The following is a 19,584-nucleotide window of genomic DNA, read 5'->3' as shown; positions in this document are numbered from 1 at the left end:
AGGGGCGGGTTCGGCGGGCGTTGGAGACGGGGGTCGGCGACGATCCGTTGATGCGGACCCTGGTGCACACCATGGAGGCGTATCCGCGGCTTCGCGGTGTGGTGGAGGCGTATCTGTCCACGGCCACCGCCGAGTTGGAGTTCGACGGTTTCGCCACCGAGACGGATTTCCAGGCGTACGTGGACGCCTACTCGCTGCCGGGCTTCATGCTCGTCGCCTCGTTGATCGGGCCGGACGCCGACGACGGGTCGTTCCGGGCGGGGTGCCGGACGTTCATCGAGGCCGGTCAGCGGCTCGACTTCGTCAACGACCTCGCGGAGGACCTGCGGGAGGGGCGGCTCGGCGTGCCGATGGAGACGCTCAAGCGGTTCTCCGTCAGCGTGGAGGATCTCGCGGCAGGGCGTGAGTCCGCGGGGGTACGGGAGTTGGTGGAGGAGCAGGTGCGGGCGGCCCGTGCCGGGTTGTCGGCGTCCAGAGAGCTGTCGGCTCATGTTCCCGGGCCCAGTAGGGCGTTGGTGGAGGCGCTCGTCGAGATCGAGTTGCTGACCGCCGACTCTGCGCTGCGGCGGGGTGCCGAGCTGCTGCGTGGCTCGGCGTCCCCGCCTCCGCTGGGCACCCTGCGGGTGTTGGCACGCGCCTGGCGGAGGGCTCGCGCGGAGCGTTGAGCCGTCCCGGCCGGGCCCTGCGCGGACAAGGTCAGGTGTCGCGGTCGGCTTCCTTCGCCGCCTCTTCCAGGCGGTTTCTGTGCTTCTCCCACCAGGCCGGATCCTCCGTCGGCAGGCTCGTGTTGCTCACGCTCATGCCCACGGAGCCGTCCAGGAGTTCCCTGACGATGTCCGCGTGGCCGGCGTGACGGTGGGTGTCGGCGGTCACGCGGACCACGGCGTGGTGGAGGGTCACCTCGTTGCGGTCGTTCGGCCACCACGGCACCCTGCCGATCGTGTCGAGAGGCAGCGCGTCGATCGTCGCGTCCGCGTGCGCCCAGGCTCGGCGGTAGAGGTCGACGACGTACGCGCGGGACTCCTCCGCGGTGGCCCACATGTCCGCATTGAGGTCCGCCCCGTCGTCGAGCCACGGCAGGGGCTCACCCGAGGGGCGTGCGAAGGTCTCGCCCAGATAGCCGAGTTCGATGCCGGCGCAGTGCTTCACCAGGCCCAGGAGGTTGGTGCCGGTGGGGGTCATCGGGCGGCGGATGTCGTACTCCGACAGCCCCTCCAGCTTCCAGAGCAGGGCGTCACGGGCTTCCTGCAGATAGAAGCGGAGGTCGGCCCTGGGCTCAGTGGGGCCCGTGGGGACGACACGGACTGTGGGACCAGCCGTATCGGTGGGGTCTGATGAGGTCATGGGTGACAGTCTGCCGCTCCTGCGATCTCTGTCCATCAGCCCACCGGCCCATCGGCGTTCGGGGCGCCGGCCCGCGTTCGGCACGGTCGTCGTCGGGTGGGGGCTGTCGTCGTGGGGTGTCGGCTACGGCGTGCGGCCGAGGTAGGTGACCGGCCCGGGGTTCGGGACCTCGATCTCGTGGAAGCCGAGGCGGTCGTAGAAGGCGCGGGCCGGTGTGTTGGCGGTCAGCATGGAGAGGTGGACGGCGTTCACCTCTCGCTCGCGCAGGGCCCCCAGGAAGGCGTGCATCAGGGCTCGGCCGTAGCCCTGCCCCTGCCAGGCGGGGAGCAGGTCGATGTGCAGGTGGGCGGGGTAGGCGGCGACCTCGGGGACGAGCATGCGCTCGGGGCGGTACAGCAACTCGGTGATCGCGTCGTCGGGTGTGCGCGGCGGGGACGGCGGTACCGGGAAGCGGTTCGCCACGCGGGGGAGCCACTTCGTACGGAAGTTCTCCACGAAGGCGGGGGTGTCGGCGGTGCCGAGGACGTAGCCGACGGCCCGGCCCTCACCGTCGTCCAGGACGAACGTGAGGTCCGGTTCGAGGTGGGCGTAGGGCGTCGCGAAGATCGCCGGAAAGATGTCGGGGTCGGCGTAGTGAGGGCGGCTGTCCTTGCCGACGTGGGCGGTGCGGACGCAGATCTCGTGGAGCGCCTCGGCGTCCTCGGGGCGGTACGGGCGTACGGCGGCGGGCACTGCGGGTCGAGTCACCGCAGCATCCTGTGCGGTCCGGGGTCGTTACGGCAACCGTCGCTCCTGTGCGGTCCGGGGTCGTTACGGCAACCGTCGCTCCTGTGCGGTCCGGGGTCGTTCCCGCGCCCGTTGCTTCTTGTCGCCCCGGGCCCGATCCGCCGACCGGCGCTCCCGGGCGCACCCCCCTCCAGCCGCGCGGGGGCGGCACCGTTCGGGAGGCCCTGGAGATGGTGCGGCCCGGGTGAGGGGGCTCACCCGGGCGTGTGGGGGCCTCCCCGCTGCCGGTCAGTCCGCCAGGCGTCGGCTCAGCAGCTGCTTGCCGAGTTCGGCTCCCTTGCGGCTGTCGGCCTGTGCCTTGCGGAACAGCTCGGTCACCTCGGTGTCGCCGGCCCGCTCCGCGTCCTGGATGTAGCTCTCGAGCCGCAGCGCGTTCTCCAGGCAGGCCTCGACGTACCAGATCAGGTTGTAGTCCTTGTCTGCCGTGCCGGTCACATGGCCGGTCTCAGCGGTGCTGGTCACGTTCTCCTCCTCCTCGGTCGGGGGCTGGGGCCGCGCCGGTTCGGCGCGGCTTCCGGAGCGCGGCACGGGTACCCGGACCGTGGAGGTGTACACGGCCCGTGCGCCGCCCGACGGCAAGGTGTCCCGACCCCGTGCGAGGGCACACGGCTGTCACCACCTCATGGGAGAAGGGCCAGATCACGTGCGTACCGTCGGAGTGGAAGAAGAACTCCTCTTGGTCGATCCGGAGACCGGTGAGCCGCAGGCCAGGGCCGCGGCGGTGCTCGCGCGCGCCTCGCGGGACGGCACGGGTCAGGACGTGTTCGAGAAGGAGCTGCACGACGAGCAGGTCGAGTTCGCGACGCATCCCCAGTCGCAGATGACGGACCTCGGGTCGGAGATCGTCCGCTGCCGCAAGGACGCGGCACGCCACGCCGAGGAGGTGGGCGGGGCCGTCGTGGCGCTGGCCACGTCACCGCTGCCCGTGCACCCGACGATCACGATGAACAGCAGGTACCAGTGGATGGCCCGGGAGTTCGGGCTCGACACGCAGGTGCAGCTGGTGTGCGGCTGCCATGTCCATGTGTCGGTGGAGTCCGAGGACGAGGGCGTGGCCGTACTGGACCGTATCCGGCCGTGGCTGTCCGTGCTGACGGCGCTCAGCGCGAACTCGCCGTTCTGGCAGGGCCGCGACAGCGGGTACGCCAGCTACCGCAGTCAGGTGTGGGACATGTGGCCGATGGCCGGTCCGACGGAACTCTTCGGCACGGCCGAGCGGTACCACCGGTGCGTGGCGGAGCTGACGGCCACGGAGGTCGTGCGCGACGAGGGGATGGTGTACTTCGAGGCGAGGCTCGCCCAGCGGTATCCGACCGTGGAGATCCGGGTCGCGGACGTGTGTCTGCACCCCGACACCGCGGTCCTCGTCGCGGCGCTGACCCGGGGGCTCGTCGAGACCGCGGCCCGGGAATGGCGGGCCGGCCGGGAAGCGCTCGGTCACACGGCCGGGCTGCTGCGGCTGGCCCGGTGGCGGGCCGCCCGTTCCGGTACCACGGAGAACCTCCTGGACCCGGCGACGATGCGCCCCCGGCCCGCCGGCGAGGTGATCCACTCCCTGGTGGAGCACGTCGAGGAGGCGCTCGCCGACCACGGTGACCTCGATCTGGTCCGCGACTCGATCGCCGCGCTCTCGCGGCGGGGCAACGGGGCCCGGGTGCAGCGGGAGGTGATGGAACGGACGGGGAGTCTGCGTGAGGTCGTCGCCGCCTGCGTCCGGCACACACAGGCGTGAGGTCTCCCTGGCCGGGCGGCCTTCCCTGGGCGAAAATGTCGTGCGCGTAGGTCGGCGCGGACGGGGTATTGCGTTCCGAACGTGCGTCGGCGCTCCTCCCCCGGTGGGGGGCCGGCGGCCCCGTTCGCTGAGTCTCGAAGGCGAGGATCCGAGCATGAACGCGTGGAATCCCGACCACACCGCCGGGCGGCGTCCCGGCCCCGCGGTGCGGTCGCCGGGCGATCTGCCCGACCTGGTGCACGCGGGCATGTATGTGGTCGACGACCACGGCTCCATCGTCGCCGTGAACGCTCGGGCCGCGTTCCTGCTCGGCCGGTCGGCCGACGCGCTCGTCGGCCGGGACGCCCACGATCTGCTGCACCGCGACGGCCTCGGCCAGAGCATGCCTCGGGCCGCCTGCCCCATGATGCACGCGTTCCTCGGCGGCAGTACGCGGGGCGGGGCGCACGAGTGGTTCACCCGCGGCGACGACACTCTGCTGCCGGTGTCCTGGCTGGTCACCCCGTGCAGGCTCGAAGGGGGTGTGCTGGGCGCGGCGGTCCTGTTCTACGAGACGGACCCCGAGGAAGGGGTGCCCTCGACGGCGGCCTCGCCGACGCTGTCGCAGCTGGACCGGCTGGCTCTGCTCGCCGAGACGACGACCCGGCTGACCTCCACGCTGGATGCCGAGGAGGCCGTGGCACGGCTGGTGCGGCTGGTGGTGCCGCGGCTCGCGGACTGGGCGGTGGTCGACCTGATCACCGAGAGCGACGACGTGTGGCGGACCACGGTGGCGACCCATCACGGCGGTGCCGTGGTGCGGTGCGAGGAACTGGAGGGGCCGCTGCCGCCGGTGCACGAGGAGTCGCTCATGCCGTTGTCGCGGGCGCTGCGCGGGGCGGCGTCCACCCTGGCCGGGCCACAGACGTACCAGGGGCCACCGGACTCGGGGATCGCGGTGGCCCAGCAGCGGCTGTTCAAGGTGACGGGCATGCACTCGGTGGCGATCGCGCCCATCCGGGGTCCGCGCGCGGTGCTGGGCGCCCTCACGCTGGGCCGTAACGCCGAGTCGGCGGCCATGACGGACGCCGAGCTGTCGCTGCTGGAGGACATCGCGCGACGGGCGGGGCTGGCGCTGGAGAACGCCCGGCTGTACCAGCGGCAGCGGCACATCGCGGAGACCATGCAGCGGCATCTGCTGCCGCAGCTGCCGGAGGTGCCGGGGCTGAGCATGGCCGCGCGGTACGTGCCGGCGTCGCGGTCGGCGCAGGTCGGCGGCGACTGGTACGACGCGTTCACGCTGGCGGACGGGGCGACGGCGGTGGCCATCGGGGACGTCGTGGGCCACAACATCGACGCGGCCGCGGGAATGGCGCAGGTCCGCAACATGCTCCGCGCCTACGCCTGGGCGCTGGAGGAGCCGCCGAGCGCGATCGTGGAGCGGCTGGACCAGGCCGTGGTGAACGTGACCGAGGCGTCCATGGCCACCATGATCTTCGGCCGGGTGGAGCGGAGCGCCGACGGGTGGGCGCTGTGGTGGACGAACGCGGGTCATCCGCCGCCGTTGCTGATCACGCACGACGGGCGGTCGGCCTTCCTCGACGACGAGCACGACCATCTGCTCGGCACCGGTCTCGTCCGCAGCCGCACCGACACAAGGACCCCGCTGCCGCCGCTGTCCACGCTGGTGCTGTACACGGACGGCCTGATCGAGTCCCCCGGGCACATCCTGGACCGCGGTATGGCCCGTTTGCGGCAGCACGCCGCCGCGCTGGCGCACCGTCCCCTGCACGTGTTCTGCGACCTGCTGCTGGAGCGCGCGCGTCCCGCGGAGAACGACGACGACGTGGCGCTGCTGGTTCTGCGGACACCTGGCGGAGAAGGTGAGTCGGCCGGGCGGTAGCGGGCACTCGTACGGGGAGAGCGGCAGGAGGCCACAGTCTTCCCCAATGCCCCATACATCCCTACCATTTCGAACGCGTAGCCGCTCTCATCGGGGGAAGCACGTGCCTCTGAGAGGGAACGCGAGTTCGCGTCAGCCTCGATGAGCCGAGCGGGGAAAGACGAGATGGCAACAGAGCCGTGTTGGGACGACAAACTGCCTTCCGAGGAGATCCAGAAGCGTCACGCCGCCTTCGACGGGGAACTCGGCGACGTGACGGGTGCCCGTGCGGCGGCCGAGGGGTTCCTCGGCACGCTGGCGCGCACGTCCCTGCCGACCGCGCAGGAGCACTGGGACGACATCCTGCTGGTGGTGACCGAGCTGGCCGCGAACGCCGTGCAGTACGCACCCGGGCCGTTCGAGCTCACCTTGCGCCGCACCTACGACGGGGTGCACGTGATGATGCACGACACCAGCGTCACGTCGCCCGAGCCGCGCCCCTTCCACCCGAGCAAGGGCGGCGGCGGTATCGGCTGGTACCTCATCCACACGCTGTGTGACGAGGTCAGCGTGGTGGTGCACGACCAGGGCAGGCAGCGCGGCAAGGACATCCACGTCTTCCTGCCCTGGTGAGCCCTGGCGAGGAAATGCGCCGCCCTGGTGGCAGACGACACGGAAGCGCCCCGGCCCGGTGGGTCGGGGCGCTCGCCTGTCGTTCGGGATCAGGTCAGCGGCACGAGGACACTGATCGTCTTGCCGCCCTCCGCCCGGCCGCGGACGTCGACCTGACTGGACAGCCGGTTGATCAAAGGCCAGCCGTATCCGCTGCCCTCGTGGGAGCGGGGCGGCATTCCGGGGCCGTGCGCTGCGGCGGGGACGGCGGGACTGTAGTCCCGCACGTCCAGCCGTACGCCGTCCTCGGTGACGCGCACGTCGAAGCCCGCCAGTCCGCCGCCGTGCCGGACCGCGTTGGTGACCAGCTCGGAGACGACCAGCAGCAGATCGATCATGGCCGCCTCGGTCGGCGGCCCCGACGGCGCGCGCCACCCCTCCCCCACGACCGAGCGCACATAGCGGCGGGCGGCCGCGGCACTGGTGATGGTGACCGGCGGGCGCGCCGCCTCGGCGGACAGGCCTTCGGCGGAAGCGGTGCCGTGCTCCCCGACCGGTCGGCGTTCCATCGCCGTCATGCTGTGCGCGGGGCCGGCGAGGCAGGACAGGGGTGTGCGTCACTGTTCATGAAGCGCCGCATACCCGCTCCTGCCCGGACCATGACTGCCGACATCGCCACTCGTTCCCATCCCGTGCCCGCACAGTTCGGCCGTCGCCGTGGCCTGCGCGGCGGCGAGCTGCCGACGCGCGGCCTCCAGGGCCTGCCGGACGTCGCGGGTGCCCGTGGACACGCACAACGTGTACGCGAGGTCCTGCGTTCGGCGCGTGGACTGCGGGTCGCTCTGCTCGCCCTCGTACGACTTGAGCGCCTCGTACTCCTCGACGAGTCGGCGCAGCGTCGCGGGATGGGGCATCAGCATCTGGTTCGCTCCTGGGTGAACTCGACGACAGGATTCATGGACATGAAGACTGGTTTCCGGACGGATCGGTCCCTGGGTGCGGCGCGCGGCCGGGGGCCCGGGCGGTCGCTCAGCTGTCGCGGGTGCGCCGGACGTCGCGGTCGCCGGTCCGGGCGGCCTGGCCGAGGGCCTCCTCGCGGACCCGTGCGCAGCTGCGGCTGATGAGGCGGGAGACGTGCATCTGGGAGATGCCGAGGCGGTCGGCTATACGGTTCTGGGTCATGTCCTCGAAGAAACGCATATAGAGGATGGCGCGCTCCCGTTCGGGCAGCCGGCGCAGCCCTTCCTTGGCCGCCTCCCGGTCGACGACGACGTCGTACGCCTCGTCGCACGAGCCGAGGGTGTCGGCGAGGCTGTAGCCGTCGTCCCCGGAGGACATCTCGGCGTCCAGCGAGAGGGCGCTGAAGCTCTCCAGCGCCTCCATGCCCGCGTTGACCTCTTCCTCGGTGAGGCCGGTGTGGGCGGCGATGTCGGCGATGGAGGGCTCGGTGGCGCCTGAGGTCTGGCTCAGTTCACGGCGGGCGACCCGCACCTTGTTGCGCAGGTCCTGCACGCGGCGGGGGACCCTGAGGGTCCACATCCGGTCGCGGAAGTGCCGTTTGATCTCTCCGGTGATGGTGGGTACGGCGTAGCTCTCGAACGCCCCCCGTTCGGGCTCGTAGCGGTCCACCGCCTTCACCAGGCCCATGGCGGCGACCTGACGCAGGTCCTCCAGTGACTCTCCCCGGTTGCGGAACCGGCCCGCGATGCGGTGTGCCATGGGCAGCCAGGCCTGTACGAGTGCGTCTCGTACGGCGTCCCGCTCGGGTCCTTCGTCCATCGCGGCCAGCCGGGTGAAGGCGGCGGTGGTGTCGGGGGCGTCGTCGTGTGACCTTCTGTCGATGGTGCCGGGGCGGGCGGACGTACCGGATCCGTTTGCGGACACGTTGACCAGCATGCGGAATCGCTCCTGAACGACGCTGTCAGGGACTCGCGGAGGGGCACGGCGGGCGGGCGATGAAGACCCGGACGCGAACACCGTTTCCTCCGGCGCGCCTCCGTCACGGAGGCGTGGAGAACCGATTGCCCCTCGATTCGGGAGGCAAACAACCGTGCGCCGCCTTCTTCGTGCCGGATACACGTACCGGGTGGCGGTGCCGGTGGGGCGGCCGGGCCGACCGGGCGGAGCCGCGGCGACGACTTCCGGCCAGAGTGCGGAGCCGGAGCGTCCCTTTCGGGGCGGAGTGGGACTGACTTGGGAGGACGGGGGCAAGCGTGGGGTGGCAGCAAGCGTTCGGGTGAGAGGGGTGGACAGCATGGCAGCCGTGACGGCAGCGCGGACAACGGCCACGGCACGGGAGAAGGTCCTGACCAGGGGGGCGGCCCTGCCGTGGATCGAGGACCCGTCACAAGTCAAGCCGAAGGACGCGCGGGCGATGTCGCGGCAGTTCTTCGACCGGCTGGCCATGCTGGACGAGGGGACCCACGACTACCAGTACGTGCGCAACACGCTGATCGAGATGAACCTGTCGCTGGTGCGGTACGCCGCCTCGCGCTTCCGCGGCCGTGAGGACTCCCAGGAGGACATCGTCCAGGTCGGGACGATCGGGCTGATCAAGGCCATCGACCGGTTCGAGCTGTCCCGTGAGGTGGAGTTCACGACGTTCGCCGTGCCGTACATCGTCGGCGAGATCAAGCGCTTCTTCCGTGACACGAGCTGGGCCGTCCATGTGCCGCGGCGGCTCCAGGAAGCGCGGGTGGAGCTGGCGAAGGCCACGGACGAGTTGCAGTCCCGGCTGGGCCGCATGCCGACCACGCGTGAGCTGTCGGAGCTGATGTCCCTGTCCGAGGAGGAGGTCATCGAGGCACGGAAGGCCTCCAACGGCTACAACACCTCCTCGCTGGACGCGGCGCTCACCTTCGACGGCGGGGAGGACGGCGACACGGTGCTGGGCGACCTGATCGGCGAGCTGGATCCGTCGCTGGAACTCGTCGAGGACTTCCATTCGCTGGCGCCGCTGATCGCCCAACTCGACCAGCGGGAGCGGCGGATCATCCATCTGCGGTTCGTCGAGGAGCTCACCCAGTCCCAGATCGCCGCACAGCTCGGTGTGTCCCAGATGCATGTCTCCCGGTTGATCAGCCGCATCATCAAGCGGCTGCGCAAGGGACTCCTGGAACCGGGAGTTGCCTGATCACACCCCGTGTGGACGGATGATTCGCGGGTATGCGCACGGGCGCGTCGCCGAGCGATGCATCGAATTCGTTGATCGGGGCACCCGGCCCCGATCGGTAGCGCCTGTGGGAGGCCCTTGTGTCCGTTGCCCAGAACCCCCTGTCGATCAAGGTGGATCTGCCGCGCGAGGACGCCGTTCTGCTCACCATCGAAGGGGAACTGGACATCGATACGGCGACCGAGTTGCAACATCATCTGGCGAATCAACTGAGCCACGGTCGACGGCATTTCCTCCTCGACGTGTCGGCCGTCCCCTTCATGGACTCGTCCGGCATGAACATCATCCTGCGGACCTATCAGGAGGTGCGGGAGATCCCGGGGGGTGTGTACGTCATCGCCCCGACGCCGGCGGTGCGGCGGATCCTCGATCTCACGGGGGTCAGCCTCACCGTGGCGACGATGGACAGTGTCGACGAGGCGCTGGCGGCCGTGGACTCCGGTCGGCTGCCGAGCCGGCCGGACGAGCCGTCGACCGGGGCGTAGCCGTCGAAGGGGTTGGTGGGCGGCGCCGCTCGGGCGGTGTCCGGGGACGGGCGGGGTCACATCGAGGGCCAATAGTTGTCGTTTGACAACTGTCGCCGGAAGCAACAGAGTGAGCGCGAGGCAAGCACGTGGGAAGGGTTCGGATGCCTTTCGGACCAGGGCCGGATCGACGGTCGGACGCTCCTGGCGTCGACGGCGTCCCCCTCGTGGATCCGTGCCCCGGCGGTGTCGCGCGACGCGCGACAGAGCCGTCCACGCCGACCCGTTCGCGGGCTCGGTGCGCACCGACCGACGACGCCGGACCCACCCGCGTCGTATCCCAAATCCTGGAACCCGTCGCCGAGTCGGCCGGCCGAAGGGGGTGCCGGGCAGCGGGTGCGCGGGGCGGTGCAGGCCCCGGGAGCCGCGTCGGGCGGCCGGCACCTCCTCAGGAGTGTCGGACCGTGCGACGCCATGTGCGCCGCCCCAGGACGTCGCCCCCCACTCGTTCCCCGCAGCGGGAAGTCACCACAGCACGTGAGGAGAGACCCGTGCCGGAGCAGGACACGGCAGCCCATCGCAGGACACCGGCCCAGGAGGTGGCGGGTTTCCTGCGCGACAGGCAGGAACAGATCGCGCAACGCTGGGCCGACGCCGCGCTGTTCCGTACCGTCTTCACCCACTCCCGGGACGAGGCGGTGGAGGCGGGCCGGGCCGTCGTGGACGCGCTCGCCGCGGTGGCCACCGCGGACTCGGTCGAGGACGCGGAGTCCGGCGGCTTCCACGTCATCCGCGACCAGCTCGCCCGGACGGCTGCCTCCCGGGCGCGGGCAGGTTCCAGCATCACCGAGATCTCCAGCGAGGTCGACGCGCTACGGCCCCCCGTCACGGAGCTGTTCCTCGCCGAGTTCCCCGACGCACCGGCGGAACACATCCGCGAGTGCACCACGACCCTGACGGTCCTCATGGGCACGCTGCGGCTGGTCGTGCTGGAGACGGCGCTGAGCGAGGGCGAGGAGGTCATCCACCGGCAGCGGCTGCAACTGCTCGAAGTCGCCACTCCGGTGATCAAGTTGTGGGACGGCATCGTCGCCGTCCCCCTGATCGGCACCCTGGACAGCGCGCGCAGCCAGGTCGTGATGGAGACGCTGTTGGACTCCATCGTCGAGCAGCACGCCCGGTTCGCCATCCTGGACATCACCGGCGTCCCGACCGTCGACTCCCTGGTGGCCCAGCATCTGATGAAGACGGTCGCGGCGGCACGGCTGATGGGGGCCGAGTGCATCGTCTCCGGGATCCGGCCGCCCATCGCGCAGACCATCGTGCACCTGGGCATCGACCTCAGCTCGGTGCTGACCCGGGCGAGCCTCGCGGACGCCCTCGCCTACGCGCTGGGGCAGCTGGGCGCGGACATCGTCGCGCGCAAGGGCGCCGGTTCGGAGTACAGGTGAGCGGCGCCTTCCCCTCGCCGTACGGCGGGCCGTCCCCGTATGCGGCTCCCGTCCCCGTCCTCAGACTGGGTGACGTGCTGCTGGTGACGTTGCAGGGCGATCTGCACGACGGCACGGCGGAGCAGCTCCAGCAGGACATCAGCGACACGGTGGCACGCAGCGGGGCCACGGGGGTGGTCATCGACCTGTCGGGGGTGGAGATCGTCGACTCGTTCCTGGGGCGGGTCCTCGGTGACATCGCCGCCCAGACGAGTCTGCTCGCCGCCCGGACCGTCATCGCGGGCATGCGTCCGGCGGTGGCGATCACCCTGGTGGAGCTGGGACTGACGCTGCCCGGGCTGCGTACCGCGCTCACCACCGAGGACGCGATGTGTCTCCTCGGCGACCGGCGCCCGACCCTCCCCCGCCCGGGGCACACCCGCCAGGAGAGTGTGTGATGCAGACCGCCGGCAGCGTCTCCGCCTGCCTGCCGATCCACTCGGACCTGGATCTGGTGTGGGTACGGCAGCATGTGCGGCAGGCGGCCGCCCAGCTCGGCTTCGGCCTGGTCGAACAGACGAAACTGGTGACGGCGGCCAGCGAACTGGCCCGCAACACCCTGATCCACGGCGGCGGGGGCCAGATGGAGTGCGCGCCGGCGGCCAACGGTGGCGTACGAGGGCTGCGGCTGGCGTTCAGCGACGAAGGGCCGGGCATCCCGGACCTCGACCGGGCCCTCGTGGACGGTTTCACCTCCGGTGAGGGTCTCGGCATGGGGCTCGGCGGTGCGCGGCGACTGGTCCATGAGTTCACCGTCGACAGCCGGCCCGGCGGGGGCACCACCGTGACGGTGACGACCTGGCTGCCGGGTCCGCCGCGGCCACGCGAGGAGCGGTGATGTCCCGCGTGTGGGAGGTGCCGGTGCGTGACTCGACCCGGGTGCGCGACGCCCGGGTGGCGGCGGAGGCCGCGGCGGTGCGGGCCGGACTGGACGAGGACCGGGCCGCCGAAGCGGCGCTCGTGGCGACCGAGTTGGCGACCAACCTGCTCAAGCACGCCGACGGCGGGCTGATACTGCTGGACGTCGTGGACGGGCTACCCGCGGGCGACGACCGGATCCCGATGGTGCAGATCGTGGCGATCGACCACGGGCCAGGGATGCGGGACGTGCGGGGCGCGCTGCGGGACGGTTACTCGACCACGTCCTCCCTGGGCGCGGGGCTCGGCACCTGTCGTCGGGTCGCCGACGACTTCGATCTGCACAGCACGGTCGGCCGGGGCACCGTCGCCCTGGCGCGGCTCGGTTCCCGTCGGCGGCGTGGTGCCGCGGCGCGTTCCGACGGGCACGGCGTGCGGGCGGGAGGCGTCAACATCCCGCTGGCGGGCGCGGAGTTCTCCGGCGACGCCTGGGCGTGGGTACGGGCGGACCACCTCACGACGCTGGTCCTCGCCGACGGGCTGGGGCACGGCCCCGAGGCGGCACGCGCCTCCGCGGCGGCGGTGGAGGAGCTGCGCCGGGTGCCCGATCTGCCGCCCGGGCAGGTGATGCGCCGACTGGAGGGGGCGCTGCGCGACACCCGGGGGGCGGCCGTCGCCGTCGCCCAACTCGACACCTCGGCAGGCCGGTTGCTGTTCACCGGCGTCGGCAACATAGGGGCGCGGCTGCGGACCGGCGCGACGTGGCGGCCCCTGCTGTCGCGGCCCGGGATCGTGGGCGCGCACCGGTCGGCGACCATGCCGCAGCATGAGGTGCCCTGGGGGGACGACTGTCTTCTCGTGCTGCACAGCGACGGGCTGCCGAGCCGTTGGAGCCCCGGCCCGGCAGCCCACAGCACCGCTCTCGACCCCGCTGTCGTGGCCGCCGTGATCGTGCGTGACGCGAGCAGCTCCGCCCGGCCGGTCCGCGACGACACCAGCGTCGCGGTGCTGAGCCCCTCCCCGCCGGATCACCTCCCATGACCAGAACCTGGCACATCAGTTCCGTCACCGACGCGGCGCGGGCCCGGATCGCCACCGCCCGGCTGGCCACGGCGCACGGCGTGTCCCCGACCGAGCGCGCCCGGCTGGTGACCGCGCTCACCGCGCAGTTGCGGCAGTGCCTCACCAAGGGCGGCACCTGGTTGCTGAGCGCGCGGGCCGCGGCAACGCCGCCGGCCGGCAGCCGGTTCCTGGTGGAGGTGACGTCGGCGACACAGCGGCCGGGCGAGTTCCGGCAGCCGTGGCGGCTGACCGTCGGCTGCGCCCAGGAGGCGGGGCTCCCGGACTCCGGGCATGTGGGCGACGATCCGGTGACGCTGGCGGAGGCCCTGTTCGGCGCGGACGAGGACGCCGCGCTGCTGCTGGAGAAGCTCGACGAGCAGGAGGCGCTGGTCGCCTTCCACCGTGAGGAACTGCACCAGACCAATCAGGGTGTGCTCGCGCTCCACGCGGAGCTGGACGCGGCGGGACGCGCGCAGCGGGAGCTGTTCGCCGCCGAGCAGAAGGCCCGTGAGGAGGCGGAGAACGCGCGGGGCCGGCTCACGTTCCTCGCCGACGCCAGCGCCGCCCTGACGGCGTCGTTGAACCATGACGAGATCGTGCGGCTGCTGCCGACGCTGCTGGTGCCCCGGTACGCGCGCACCGCCGACGTCTGGCTGTTCGACGGCGACGACGACGCGCGTCTGAGCGGTCCGCGCCCGGGGGCGGCCGTCCTGGCCGCCCGCCGGGGTCGCCCCCAGTACGCGGCGGACCACCCCGGTGGTCTTCCCGGGGTCGACGACCAGCCGCCCTCGGCGCTGGACCCCGAGCGGCCGTTGCTGTGTGTGCCCCTGATGACCCGTGGTGCCCCGCTCGGGGTGCTCACCCTGTCGCCGCCGGGCGAACGCTGGGACGCCGACGACGCGTTCATGCTGATCGAGCTGGCGCGCCGGGCCGGTGTCGCCCTGGAGAACGCCCGGCGTTTCGAGCACAACCGGGACATCGCCGAGACGTTGCAGCGTGCCCTGCTCACCGAGCTGCCCCTGACACCGGGTCTGCGGCTCGCGGCGCGCTATCTGCCGGCCACCCGGGGCCTGAACATCGGCGGTGACTGGTACGACGCCTTCCGCCAGCCCGACGGCGGCCTGATCACCGTGATCGGCGACGTCACGGGGCACGGTCTGCACGCCGCCGTGATGATGAGCCAGCTGCGGACCGCGCTGCGCGCCTACGCGGTGGAGGGCAAGAGCCCCGGCCAGCTCCTCACCCAGCTGCATCTGCTCCTGCACCATCTGCAGCCCGACCTGTACGCCACGGCGGTGATCGCCCGTTTCCATCCGCAGGAGCCGACCCTGACGTGGGCGGCCGCGGGCCATCCGCCGCCGGTGCTGCGCTCGCCCGACGGCGAGGTGCGGGTACTGGACGCCAAGCCGGGAGCGATGCTCGGTATCCCGCTGCGCCAGGAGATCGCCGACCACACCGTCCCGCTGCCACCCGGTTCGACGCTCGCGTTGTACACGGACGGTCTGGTGGAGCGCCGCGCCCAGGGCATAGACCCGGGCATCGACCGTCTGGCCAGGACGCTGGGCGCGCTGCGGCCGTCGACGCTCGACGAGGACCTGGAGCGCTCCGCCGACCTGCTGCTGCACCCGCTGCTGGACGACTCCGAGCACGAGGACGACGTCTGCCTGCTGCTGTGCCATGTGGACGGCGACGCGGGAAAGGTCACGGCCCCGCTCCGGTGAACCCGCGGAGCGAGGCGGGGCCCCGGGGTGGCGCGCCTTCAGGCCGGGCGGGTCACGGCTTGTACGCCACTCCCCCGTACACGTCGGTCGGCTCCGGGGTGCTGCCCGGCTCGGGGCGCCACAGCGGGCAGGAGACGATGCCGGGTTCCAGCAGTTCGAGGCCCTCGTAGTAGGCGGTCAGCTGGCGGGGGCTGCGCAGCACGTAGGGGACGGCGCCGGTGTCGTCGTAGCCCTCCTGGGCGCGCTTGAGTTCGGCGTCGGTGTCGGTGCTGTCGTAGTGGACGAAGTAGCTGCCCGGGGGCAGTGCCGCCTGGAGGCGGCGGACGATGTCCTTGGCCTCCTCGTAGTCCTGGATGTGGCCGAGGATGCCCATGAGCATGAGGGCGACGGGCTTGCCGAAGTCGAGGATCTTCCCGGCGTGTTCGAGGATGGCGTCGGGGTCGTGCAGGTCGGCGTCGACGTAGTCGGTGACGCCTTCGGGGGTGCTGGTGAGCAGGGCCTGCGCGTGACGCAGGACCAGGGGGTCGTTGTCGACGTAGACGATGCGGGACTCGGGGGCGACCTTCTGGGCGACCTGGTGGGTGTTGTCGTAGGTGGGCAGGCCGGTGCCGATGTCCAGGAACTGGCGGATGCCGCGTTCGCGGGCCACGAAGGTGACCGTGCGGATGAGGTAGACGCGGGAGGCCCGGGCCATCGTCTCGATGTTGGGGGCGATCTCCCGGTAGGCGTCACCAGCGATCCGGTCGACGTCGTAGTTGTCCTTGCCGCCCATCCAGTAGTTCCAGATACGGGCCGAGTGGGGCACCGTGGTGTCGATCTTCGACAGTGCTTCCTGGTCGGGAGTGGGGTGGCCGTCTGGCATGGGACTCTCCTGCCTCACATCGCTGGTCGTCGCTAACCTATCGTCAACTGCTCTGTGTCGCCCCAGAGTTGGTGGGGCCGGGCCTCGGTGGCCCGTGTGGGGCGGCTCGCCTCGCCGACGTGGACGGTCACGACCGGCACGTGCTGGGCGAGGGTGTCGAACGCGCGCGTGTAGGCGCCGGCGGTCTCCGCCGCCTCGGTGGCCTGCTCGTCGCCGGGCCGGTGGCCCCGCTCGCAAGGGGCGCGGCCGGTCGTGGTCAGGTGCAGCATGGCGCCGTCGCGTTCGGCCACGGCCTCGGCGAAGTCGAGGGCCTGGATCCAGGTGACCCGGGACCGGCCGCGCCGCAGCGGCCCGTGGACCAGCTCGGCGATCAGTCGGCTGTCGACGGCCAGGCGGCCGGGTCCGGCGAGGAGTTCGCGGTAGGGCAGCGCGGGGTCGAGGTGGTGGAGGCCGGGCGGCATGTGCCGGATCTGGAAGCCCAGCCGGGCCAGCGCGGCGATGAGCAGGCCCCGGTCGGGCCCTTCGTGGCCCTCGACGATCAGGGTCCGGTAGCGGGTGAGGGTGGGGGGAGGGGTCATCCCCGCCCCTCGGGAGCGGCCCGGCCGGGGCGGCCGGCGTGTCGGTCGGTCGGCATGGCTCGACCGGGGACACGAGGCGGCGTGCGCATGCCGCTCCCTTCGGGTGGTGCGCCTGCGGTGGTGTGCTCGCCCCGCGTGGGCGGGGTTCCCCAGTGTGCGCGGGGACCGGGCGCCGGGGGGAGTCCGTGCGGGCGTTGTCCGGTTGTGCGGGCGTAGTGGTCCGGGAGCGCGGGGTTCCGCCGGTCAGGCGATCAGGAAGTCGGCCTGTCCGGCCTTGGCGCCTTCGAGGAACGCGACGACCTCGTCGCGCGAGTACACGAGGGCGGGGCCGTCGGGGTCCTTGGACTGGCGGAAGGCGACGCTGCCGTCGGGCAGCCGCTTGGCCTCGACGCAGGATCCGCCGTTGGTGCCGCTCCAGGGCTTGTGCCAGCCCTCGGCGCCGAGTTCGGGGGCGGGGATGCCACTGTGGACGGGGCGGTCGGGTGTGCTTGCCATGTGGTCACAACTCCTTGCGTAGTGCCGCCAGGATGTCCCTGGTCCGGGCCACCGGTTCCGCCTGCACGGACATCCGGTCCAGGACCTCCAGGTAGGTCACGACCTCGGCGGGCTGGTCGACGTACTGGGCGCCGGCGAGGCCCTCGGTGTAGACGATGTCGGGGAGTTCGGAGAAGCCGAAACGGAAGTAGTGGAAGGGGCCGTACGCGCCGGGGTGCGGCCCGGCGGCGAAGCGCATGATCTGGATTCTGATCTTGGGTCGTTCCGTGGCCTCGACGAGCCGGTCGATCTGGGCCCGCATCACCTCGGACCCGCCGACCGGGCGGCGCAGCACGGTCTCGTCGAGAATGGCCCAGATGGCGGGCGCTTCGGGTTTGACCAGGAGGTCCTGGCGTCTGAGCCGTAACGCGACCCGGCGGTCGACGTCCTCGGGGCTCGCGTTGGGGAAGCCGACGCGCAGGAGCGCGGCGGCGTAGTCGTGCGTCTGCAACAGGCCGGGTACGTACTGGGGTTCGTAGAGGCGGATGACCTGGGCCTCGCTCTCCAGGCTCACGTACGCGCTGAACCATTCGGGCAGCACGTCGCGGAACTTGTGCCACCAGCCGGGCTGGTTGGCTTCCCGGGCGAGGGAGAGGAAGTCCTCGATCTCGGTGTCGGAGACCCCGTAGGTGCGCAGCAACTCCTTCACGTAGGGGATGCGGAGGCCGACCTCGGCCTTCTCCATGCGGCGGACCGTCAGCGCGGTGACCTCGATGGCGCGGGCGGCCTCGTCGAAGGAGACACCGGCCTGCTCCCGTAACTGACGGAGCCGCTTTCCGAGAACCATGCGCAGGACCGTGGGCGCCGCCGGGGCGCTCCCTCCGACGCGGGTCTCACTCACGTGCAACCTCCCGGGGCGGGATTCACAGCGTGCAGTGTGCCACGCGATCCATTGACAAGGACAGGTCCTGGGAGTTCATTCTGAAATTATCAGAACGCCGGTTGCGGGCTGAGTTGTTCGGCCACCATAGTGATCGAGCGACCTGCCGCACGGAGCGGTCAGTGTCCTTCGAACTCCTCCGGCCCGCCCCGGAGTTGGCGCAAGGGTGGGTACGGGTTCGCAGCCGCGCGCCGACACGATGCGACTCCTGGATGGCCGCCGTGACCAACGGATTAGCAAGGACCCCGGCGAAGACCCCCGGCGGGCCCAACAAGCCGCTCGCGGCCGCCCTGAAGGAGGCCGGCTGTTCGTACGCCTCCCTCGCCCTCCGGGTCAATGAGCTGGGCCGCTGCCAGGGCTCGGAGACCAACTACGACAAGGCCTCGGTGACCCGCTGGTTACAGGGCCAGCAACCGCGGGGCAACACCCCGGAGTTGATCGCCGCCGTCCTCGGCGAACGACTGGGCCGTGCCCTGACTCCGGCGGATCTCGGCTTTCCGCTCGACCGGGGGCGGCCGGTGACGGGACGGGCGCTGATGTACGGGGAGAACGTGGCGGAAACCCTGCACACCCTGGTCGAGCTGGGGTCGACCGACATCTCACGGCGGAGCCTGCTGGGGTCGGTGCCGTTCGTGCCGGGCGCGCTGACGAACCCTCAGCGGGCGTGGCTGCTGTGGTTGGTGGAGAGCAGTGACGCGCCCCGGCTCGCGTCCGTGTCCGGTGGGGGTCCGGTGGAGCAGGTCCACGCGATGATCCGCATGTTCGACGAGATGGACAACCAGTACGGGGGCGGCGGGGTCCGTACGAGCATCGTGCAGTACCTGACCACCGAGGTCATCCCGATGTTGCAGCAGCGCGGCATCCCGGCGAACCAGCGGCGTGAGCTGTTCGCCACTGCGGCGCGGCTGGCCGCCATGGCGGGCTGGAGCTCGTACGACGCCGGGGAGTACGGCCTGGCGCAGCGATACATGACGCAGGGGCTCCGGTTGTGCGCGGAGGGCCGCGACCATGTGCTCGGCGGGCAGATCCTCGCCGGGCTGTCGCATCTGGCGACGAGTCTGGGCCGTCCCGACGAGGGGGTGGCGCTGGCGCGGGCCGGTGTCGCCACGGCGAAGGACGCGGGCAGCCCGCTCGGGCTGATGCGGCTGCACGCCATGTCCGCTCGGGGTCATGCGGCGCTCGGACGGCCGCGCGAGACCGCCGAGGCGCTCCGCGCGGCGGAGAAGCAGCTGGACGCGAGCCGGGGTGCCGCCCAGGAGTCGCCGTGGGTGCGGTTCCTCGACCACCACTATCTGCAGGCCGAGTCGGCCGTCTGCTTCCGTGACCTGGGGCTGGCCGCGCAGGCCGAGCACACGGCGAGTGAGTCGGTGCGCGCGCACACGGACCGGCGGCGGCGCCAGGCCATCAGCCGGTCCGTCCTGGCCACGGCCCACCTCCAGCAGAACCGCCTCGACGAGGCCGTCGCCACCGCCACCGACGCGCTGGAGGCGCTCAGCGGGGTGCACAGCGAGCGGTCGATCCAGGCCCTGCGCGACTTCCGGGGACGGCTCGCGTCCCGCCGACACGAGCCGGTGGTGCAGGAGTTCGAACGCCGGTCGCGGGTGGTGCTGGGGGCGGCGGCCTGAGGG

Annotated in this window: 22 protein-coding genes; 12 read left to right on the top strand and 10 right to left on the bottom strand. The window is 71.6% G+C overall.

Annotated elements, in window-relative coordinates:
• Nucleotides 1-665 (top strand): squalene/phytoene synthase family protein (locus tag AOK15_RS28230; protein WP_167738866.1); only part of this gene is annotated, 665 nt, incomplete at its 5' end.
• A 31-nt stretch (nt 666-696) separates the two neighbouring features.
• Here AOK15_RS28230 and AOK15_RS28225 read toward each other — a convergent pair.
• The 3 genes from AOK15_RS28225 to AOK15_RS28215 all read right to left on the bottom strand — a co-directional run bounded on the left by AOK15_RS28225 (nt 697) and on the right by AOK15_RS28215 (nt 2,592).
• The gene (locus AOK15_RS28225; protein ID WP_079058753.1) at nt 697-1,344 is read right to left on the bottom strand and encodes a DinB family protein; all 648 of its coding nucleotides are present in this window, start codon (nt 1,342-1,344) and stop codon (nt 697-699) included.
• Nucleotides 1,345-1,467: 123 nt separating this feature from the next.
• Nucleotides 1,468-2,091: a GNAT family N-acetyltransferase gene (locus tag AOK15_RS28220; protein WP_240508620.1), complete on the bottom strand. Its 624-nt coding sequence runs from the start codon at nt 2,089-2,091 to the stop codon at nt 1,468-1,470.
• A 267-nt stretch (nt 2,092-2,358) separates the two neighbouring features.
• The gene (locus tag AOK15_RS28215) at nt 2,359-2,592 is read right to left on the bottom strand and encodes a hypothetical protein (RefSeq protein ID WP_055521177.1); all 234 of its coding nucleotides are present in this window, start codon (nt 2,590-2,592) and stop codon (nt 2,359-2,361) included.
• Between the two features lie 181 nt (nt 2,593-2,773).
• Here AOK15_RS28215 and AOK15_RS28210 point away from each other — a divergent pair, with 181 nt between their 5' ends.
• The 3 genes from AOK15_RS28210 (at nt 2,774) to AOK15_RS28200 (ending at nt 6,356) form a co-directional block, all read left to right on the top strand.
• Nucleotides 2,774-3,862: a glutamate--cysteine ligase 2 gene (locus tag AOK15_RS28210; protein ID WP_055521173.1), complete on the top strand. Its 1,089-nt coding sequence runs from the start codon at nt 2,774-2,776 to the stop codon at nt 3,860-3,862.
• 154 nt (nt 3,863-4,016) lie between these two features.
• Nucleotides 4,017-5,744 carry a SpoIIE family protein phosphatase gene (locus AOK15_RS28205; RefSeq protein ID WP_055521172.1) on the top strand — a complete coding sequence of 576 codons (1,728 nt, stop codon included), beginning with the start codon at nt 4,017-4,019 and terminating at the stop codon, nt 5,742-5,744.
• Between the two features lie 165 nt (nt 5,745-5,909).
• Nucleotides 5,910-6,356: an ATP-binding protein gene (locus AOK15_RS28200; protein ID WP_055521171.1), complete on the top strand. Its 447-nt coding sequence runs from the start codon at nt 5,910-5,912 to the stop codon at nt 6,354-6,356.
• 89 nt (nt 6,357-6,445) lie between these two features.
• Here AOK15_RS28200 and AOK15_RS28195 read toward each other — a convergent pair whose 3' ends face one another.
• The 3 genes from AOK15_RS28195 to AOK15_RS28185 form a co-directional block, all read right to left on the bottom strand.
• Nucleotides 6,446-6,904, bottom strand: a complete 459-nt coding sequence (locus tag AOK15_RS28195; protein WP_420876981.1) for an ATP-binding protein — start codon at nt 6,902-6,904, stop codon at nt 6,446-6,448.
• 48 nt (nt 6,905-6,952) lie between these two features.
• Entirely contained in the window at nt 6,953-7,255 is a 303-nt protein-coding gene (locus AOK15_RS28190) for a DUF5133 domain-containing protein (RefSeq protein ID WP_055521169.1), read from the bottom strand.
• A 109-nt stretch (nt 7,256-7,364) separates the two neighbouring features.
• A complete protein-coding gene (locus tag AOK15_RS28185; protein WP_055521168.1) occupies nt 7,365-8,231 on the bottom strand; it encodes a SigB/SigF/SigG family RNA polymerase sigma factor in 867 nt (288 codons plus the stop codon).
• A gap of 358 nt (nt 8,232-8,589) precedes the next feature.
• Here AOK15_RS28185 and AOK15_RS28180 point away from each other — a divergent pair, with 358 nt between their 5' ends.
• The 7 genes from AOK15_RS28180 to AOK15_RS28150 all read left to right on the top strand — a co-directional run bounded on the left by AOK15_RS28180 (nt 8,590) and on the right by AOK15_RS28150 (nt 15,102).
• Nucleotides 8,590-9,468: an RNA polymerase sigma factor SigF gene (locus AOK15_RS28180; protein WP_420876980.1), complete on the top strand. Its 879-nt coding sequence runs from the start codon at nt 8,590-8,592 to the stop codon at nt 9,466-9,468.
• Nucleotides 9,469-9,587: 119 nt separating this feature from the next.
• Complete coding sequence (locus AOK15_RS28175; protein WP_055521167.1) at nt 9,588-9,992, top strand: STAS domain-containing protein; 405 nt, start codon at nt 9,588-9,590, stop codon at nt 9,990-9,992.
• Nucleotides 9,993-10,522: 530 nt separating this feature from the next.
• Nucleotides 10,523-11,422, top strand: coding sequence for an STAS domain-containing protein (locus AOK15_RS28170; protein WP_055521166.1), 900 nt, complete (start codon nt 10,523-10,525; stop codon nt 11,420-11,422).
• The gene (locus AOK15_RS28165) at nt 11,419-11,859 is read left to right on the top strand and encodes an STAS domain-containing protein (protein WP_055521165.1); all 441 of its coding nucleotides are present in this window, start codon (nt 11,419-11,421) and stop codon (nt 11,857-11,859) included. Before AOK15_RS28170 ends, AOK15_RS28165 begins: the two co-directional genes overlap by 4 nt.
• Nucleotides 11,859-12,299, top strand: coding sequence for an anti-sigma regulatory factor (locus tag AOK15_RS28160; protein WP_055521164.1), 441 nt, complete (start codon nt 11,859-11,861; stop codon nt 12,297-12,299). Before AOK15_RS28165 ends, AOK15_RS28160 begins: the two co-directional genes overlap by 1 nt.
• Nucleotides 12,299-13,360, top strand: a complete 1,062-nt coding sequence (locus AOK15_RS28155) for an ATP-binding SpoIIE family protein phosphatase (protein ID WP_055521163.1) — start codon at nt 12,299-12,301, stop codon at nt 13,358-13,360. Before AOK15_RS28160 ends, AOK15_RS28155 begins: the two co-directional genes overlap by 1 nt.
• Nucleotides 13,357-15,102, top strand: coding sequence for a PP2C family protein-serine/threonine phosphatase (locus tag AOK15_RS28150; protein WP_055521162.1), 1,746 nt, complete (start codon nt 13,357-13,359; stop codon nt 15,100-15,102). The genes AOK15_RS28155 and AOK15_RS28150 overlap by 4 nt, the downstream gene beginning before the upstream one ends.
• A 52-nt stretch (nt 15,103-15,154) precedes the next feature.
• Here AOK15_RS28150 and AOK15_RS28145 read toward each other — a convergent pair whose 3' ends face one another.
• The 4 genes from AOK15_RS28145 to AOK15_RS28130 all read right to left on the bottom strand — a co-directional run bounded on the left by AOK15_RS28145 (nt 15,155) and on the right by AOK15_RS28130 (nt 17,863).
• Nucleotides 15,155-15,964, bottom strand: a complete 810-nt coding sequence (locus AOK15_RS28145; RefSeq protein ID WP_055521161.1) for an SAM-dependent methyltransferase — start codon at nt 15,962-15,964, stop codon at nt 15,155-15,157.
• Nucleotides 15,965-15,996: 32 nt separating this feature from the next.
• Nucleotides 15,997-16,542: a hypothetical protein gene (locus AOK15_RS28140; RefSeq protein WP_055521160.1), complete on the bottom strand. Its 546-nt coding sequence runs from the start codon at nt 16,540-16,542 to the stop codon at nt 15,997-15,999.
• A gap of 243 nt (nt 16,543-16,785) precedes the next feature.
• Nucleotides 16,786-17,037, bottom strand: coding sequence for a DUF397 domain-containing protein (locus AOK15_RS28135; protein ID WP_055521159.1), 252 nt, complete (start codon nt 17,035-17,037; stop codon nt 16,786-16,788).
• A gap of 4 nt (nt 17,038-17,041) precedes the next feature.
• Complete coding sequence (locus AOK15_RS28130; RefSeq protein ID WP_055521175.1) at nt 17,042-17,863, bottom strand: helix-turn-helix domain-containing protein; 822 nt, start codon at nt 17,861-17,863, stop codon at nt 17,042-17,044.
• Between the two features lie 305 nt (nt 17,864-18,168).
• On the opposite strand from AOK15_RS28130, the gene AOK15_RS28125 reads away from it, so the two are divergent.
• Nucleotides 18,169-19,581: an NsdA family TPR-like regulatory protein gene (locus AOK15_RS28125; RefSeq protein WP_055521158.1), complete on the top strand. Its 1,413-nt coding sequence runs from the start codon at nt 18,169-18,171 to the stop codon at nt 19,579-19,581.
• The last annotated feature ends 3 nt before the right edge of the window (nt 19,582-19,584 follow it).

The sequence above is a fragment of the Streptomyces ossamyceticus genome (assembly GCF_001418475.1).
Lineage (GTDB): Bacteria > Actinomycetota > Actinomycetes > Streptomycetales > Streptomycetaceae > Streptomyces > Streptomyces ossamyceticus.
Note: the sequence above shows the minus strand (reverse complement) of the source record. Positions and strands in the feature narration are given on the sequence as shown.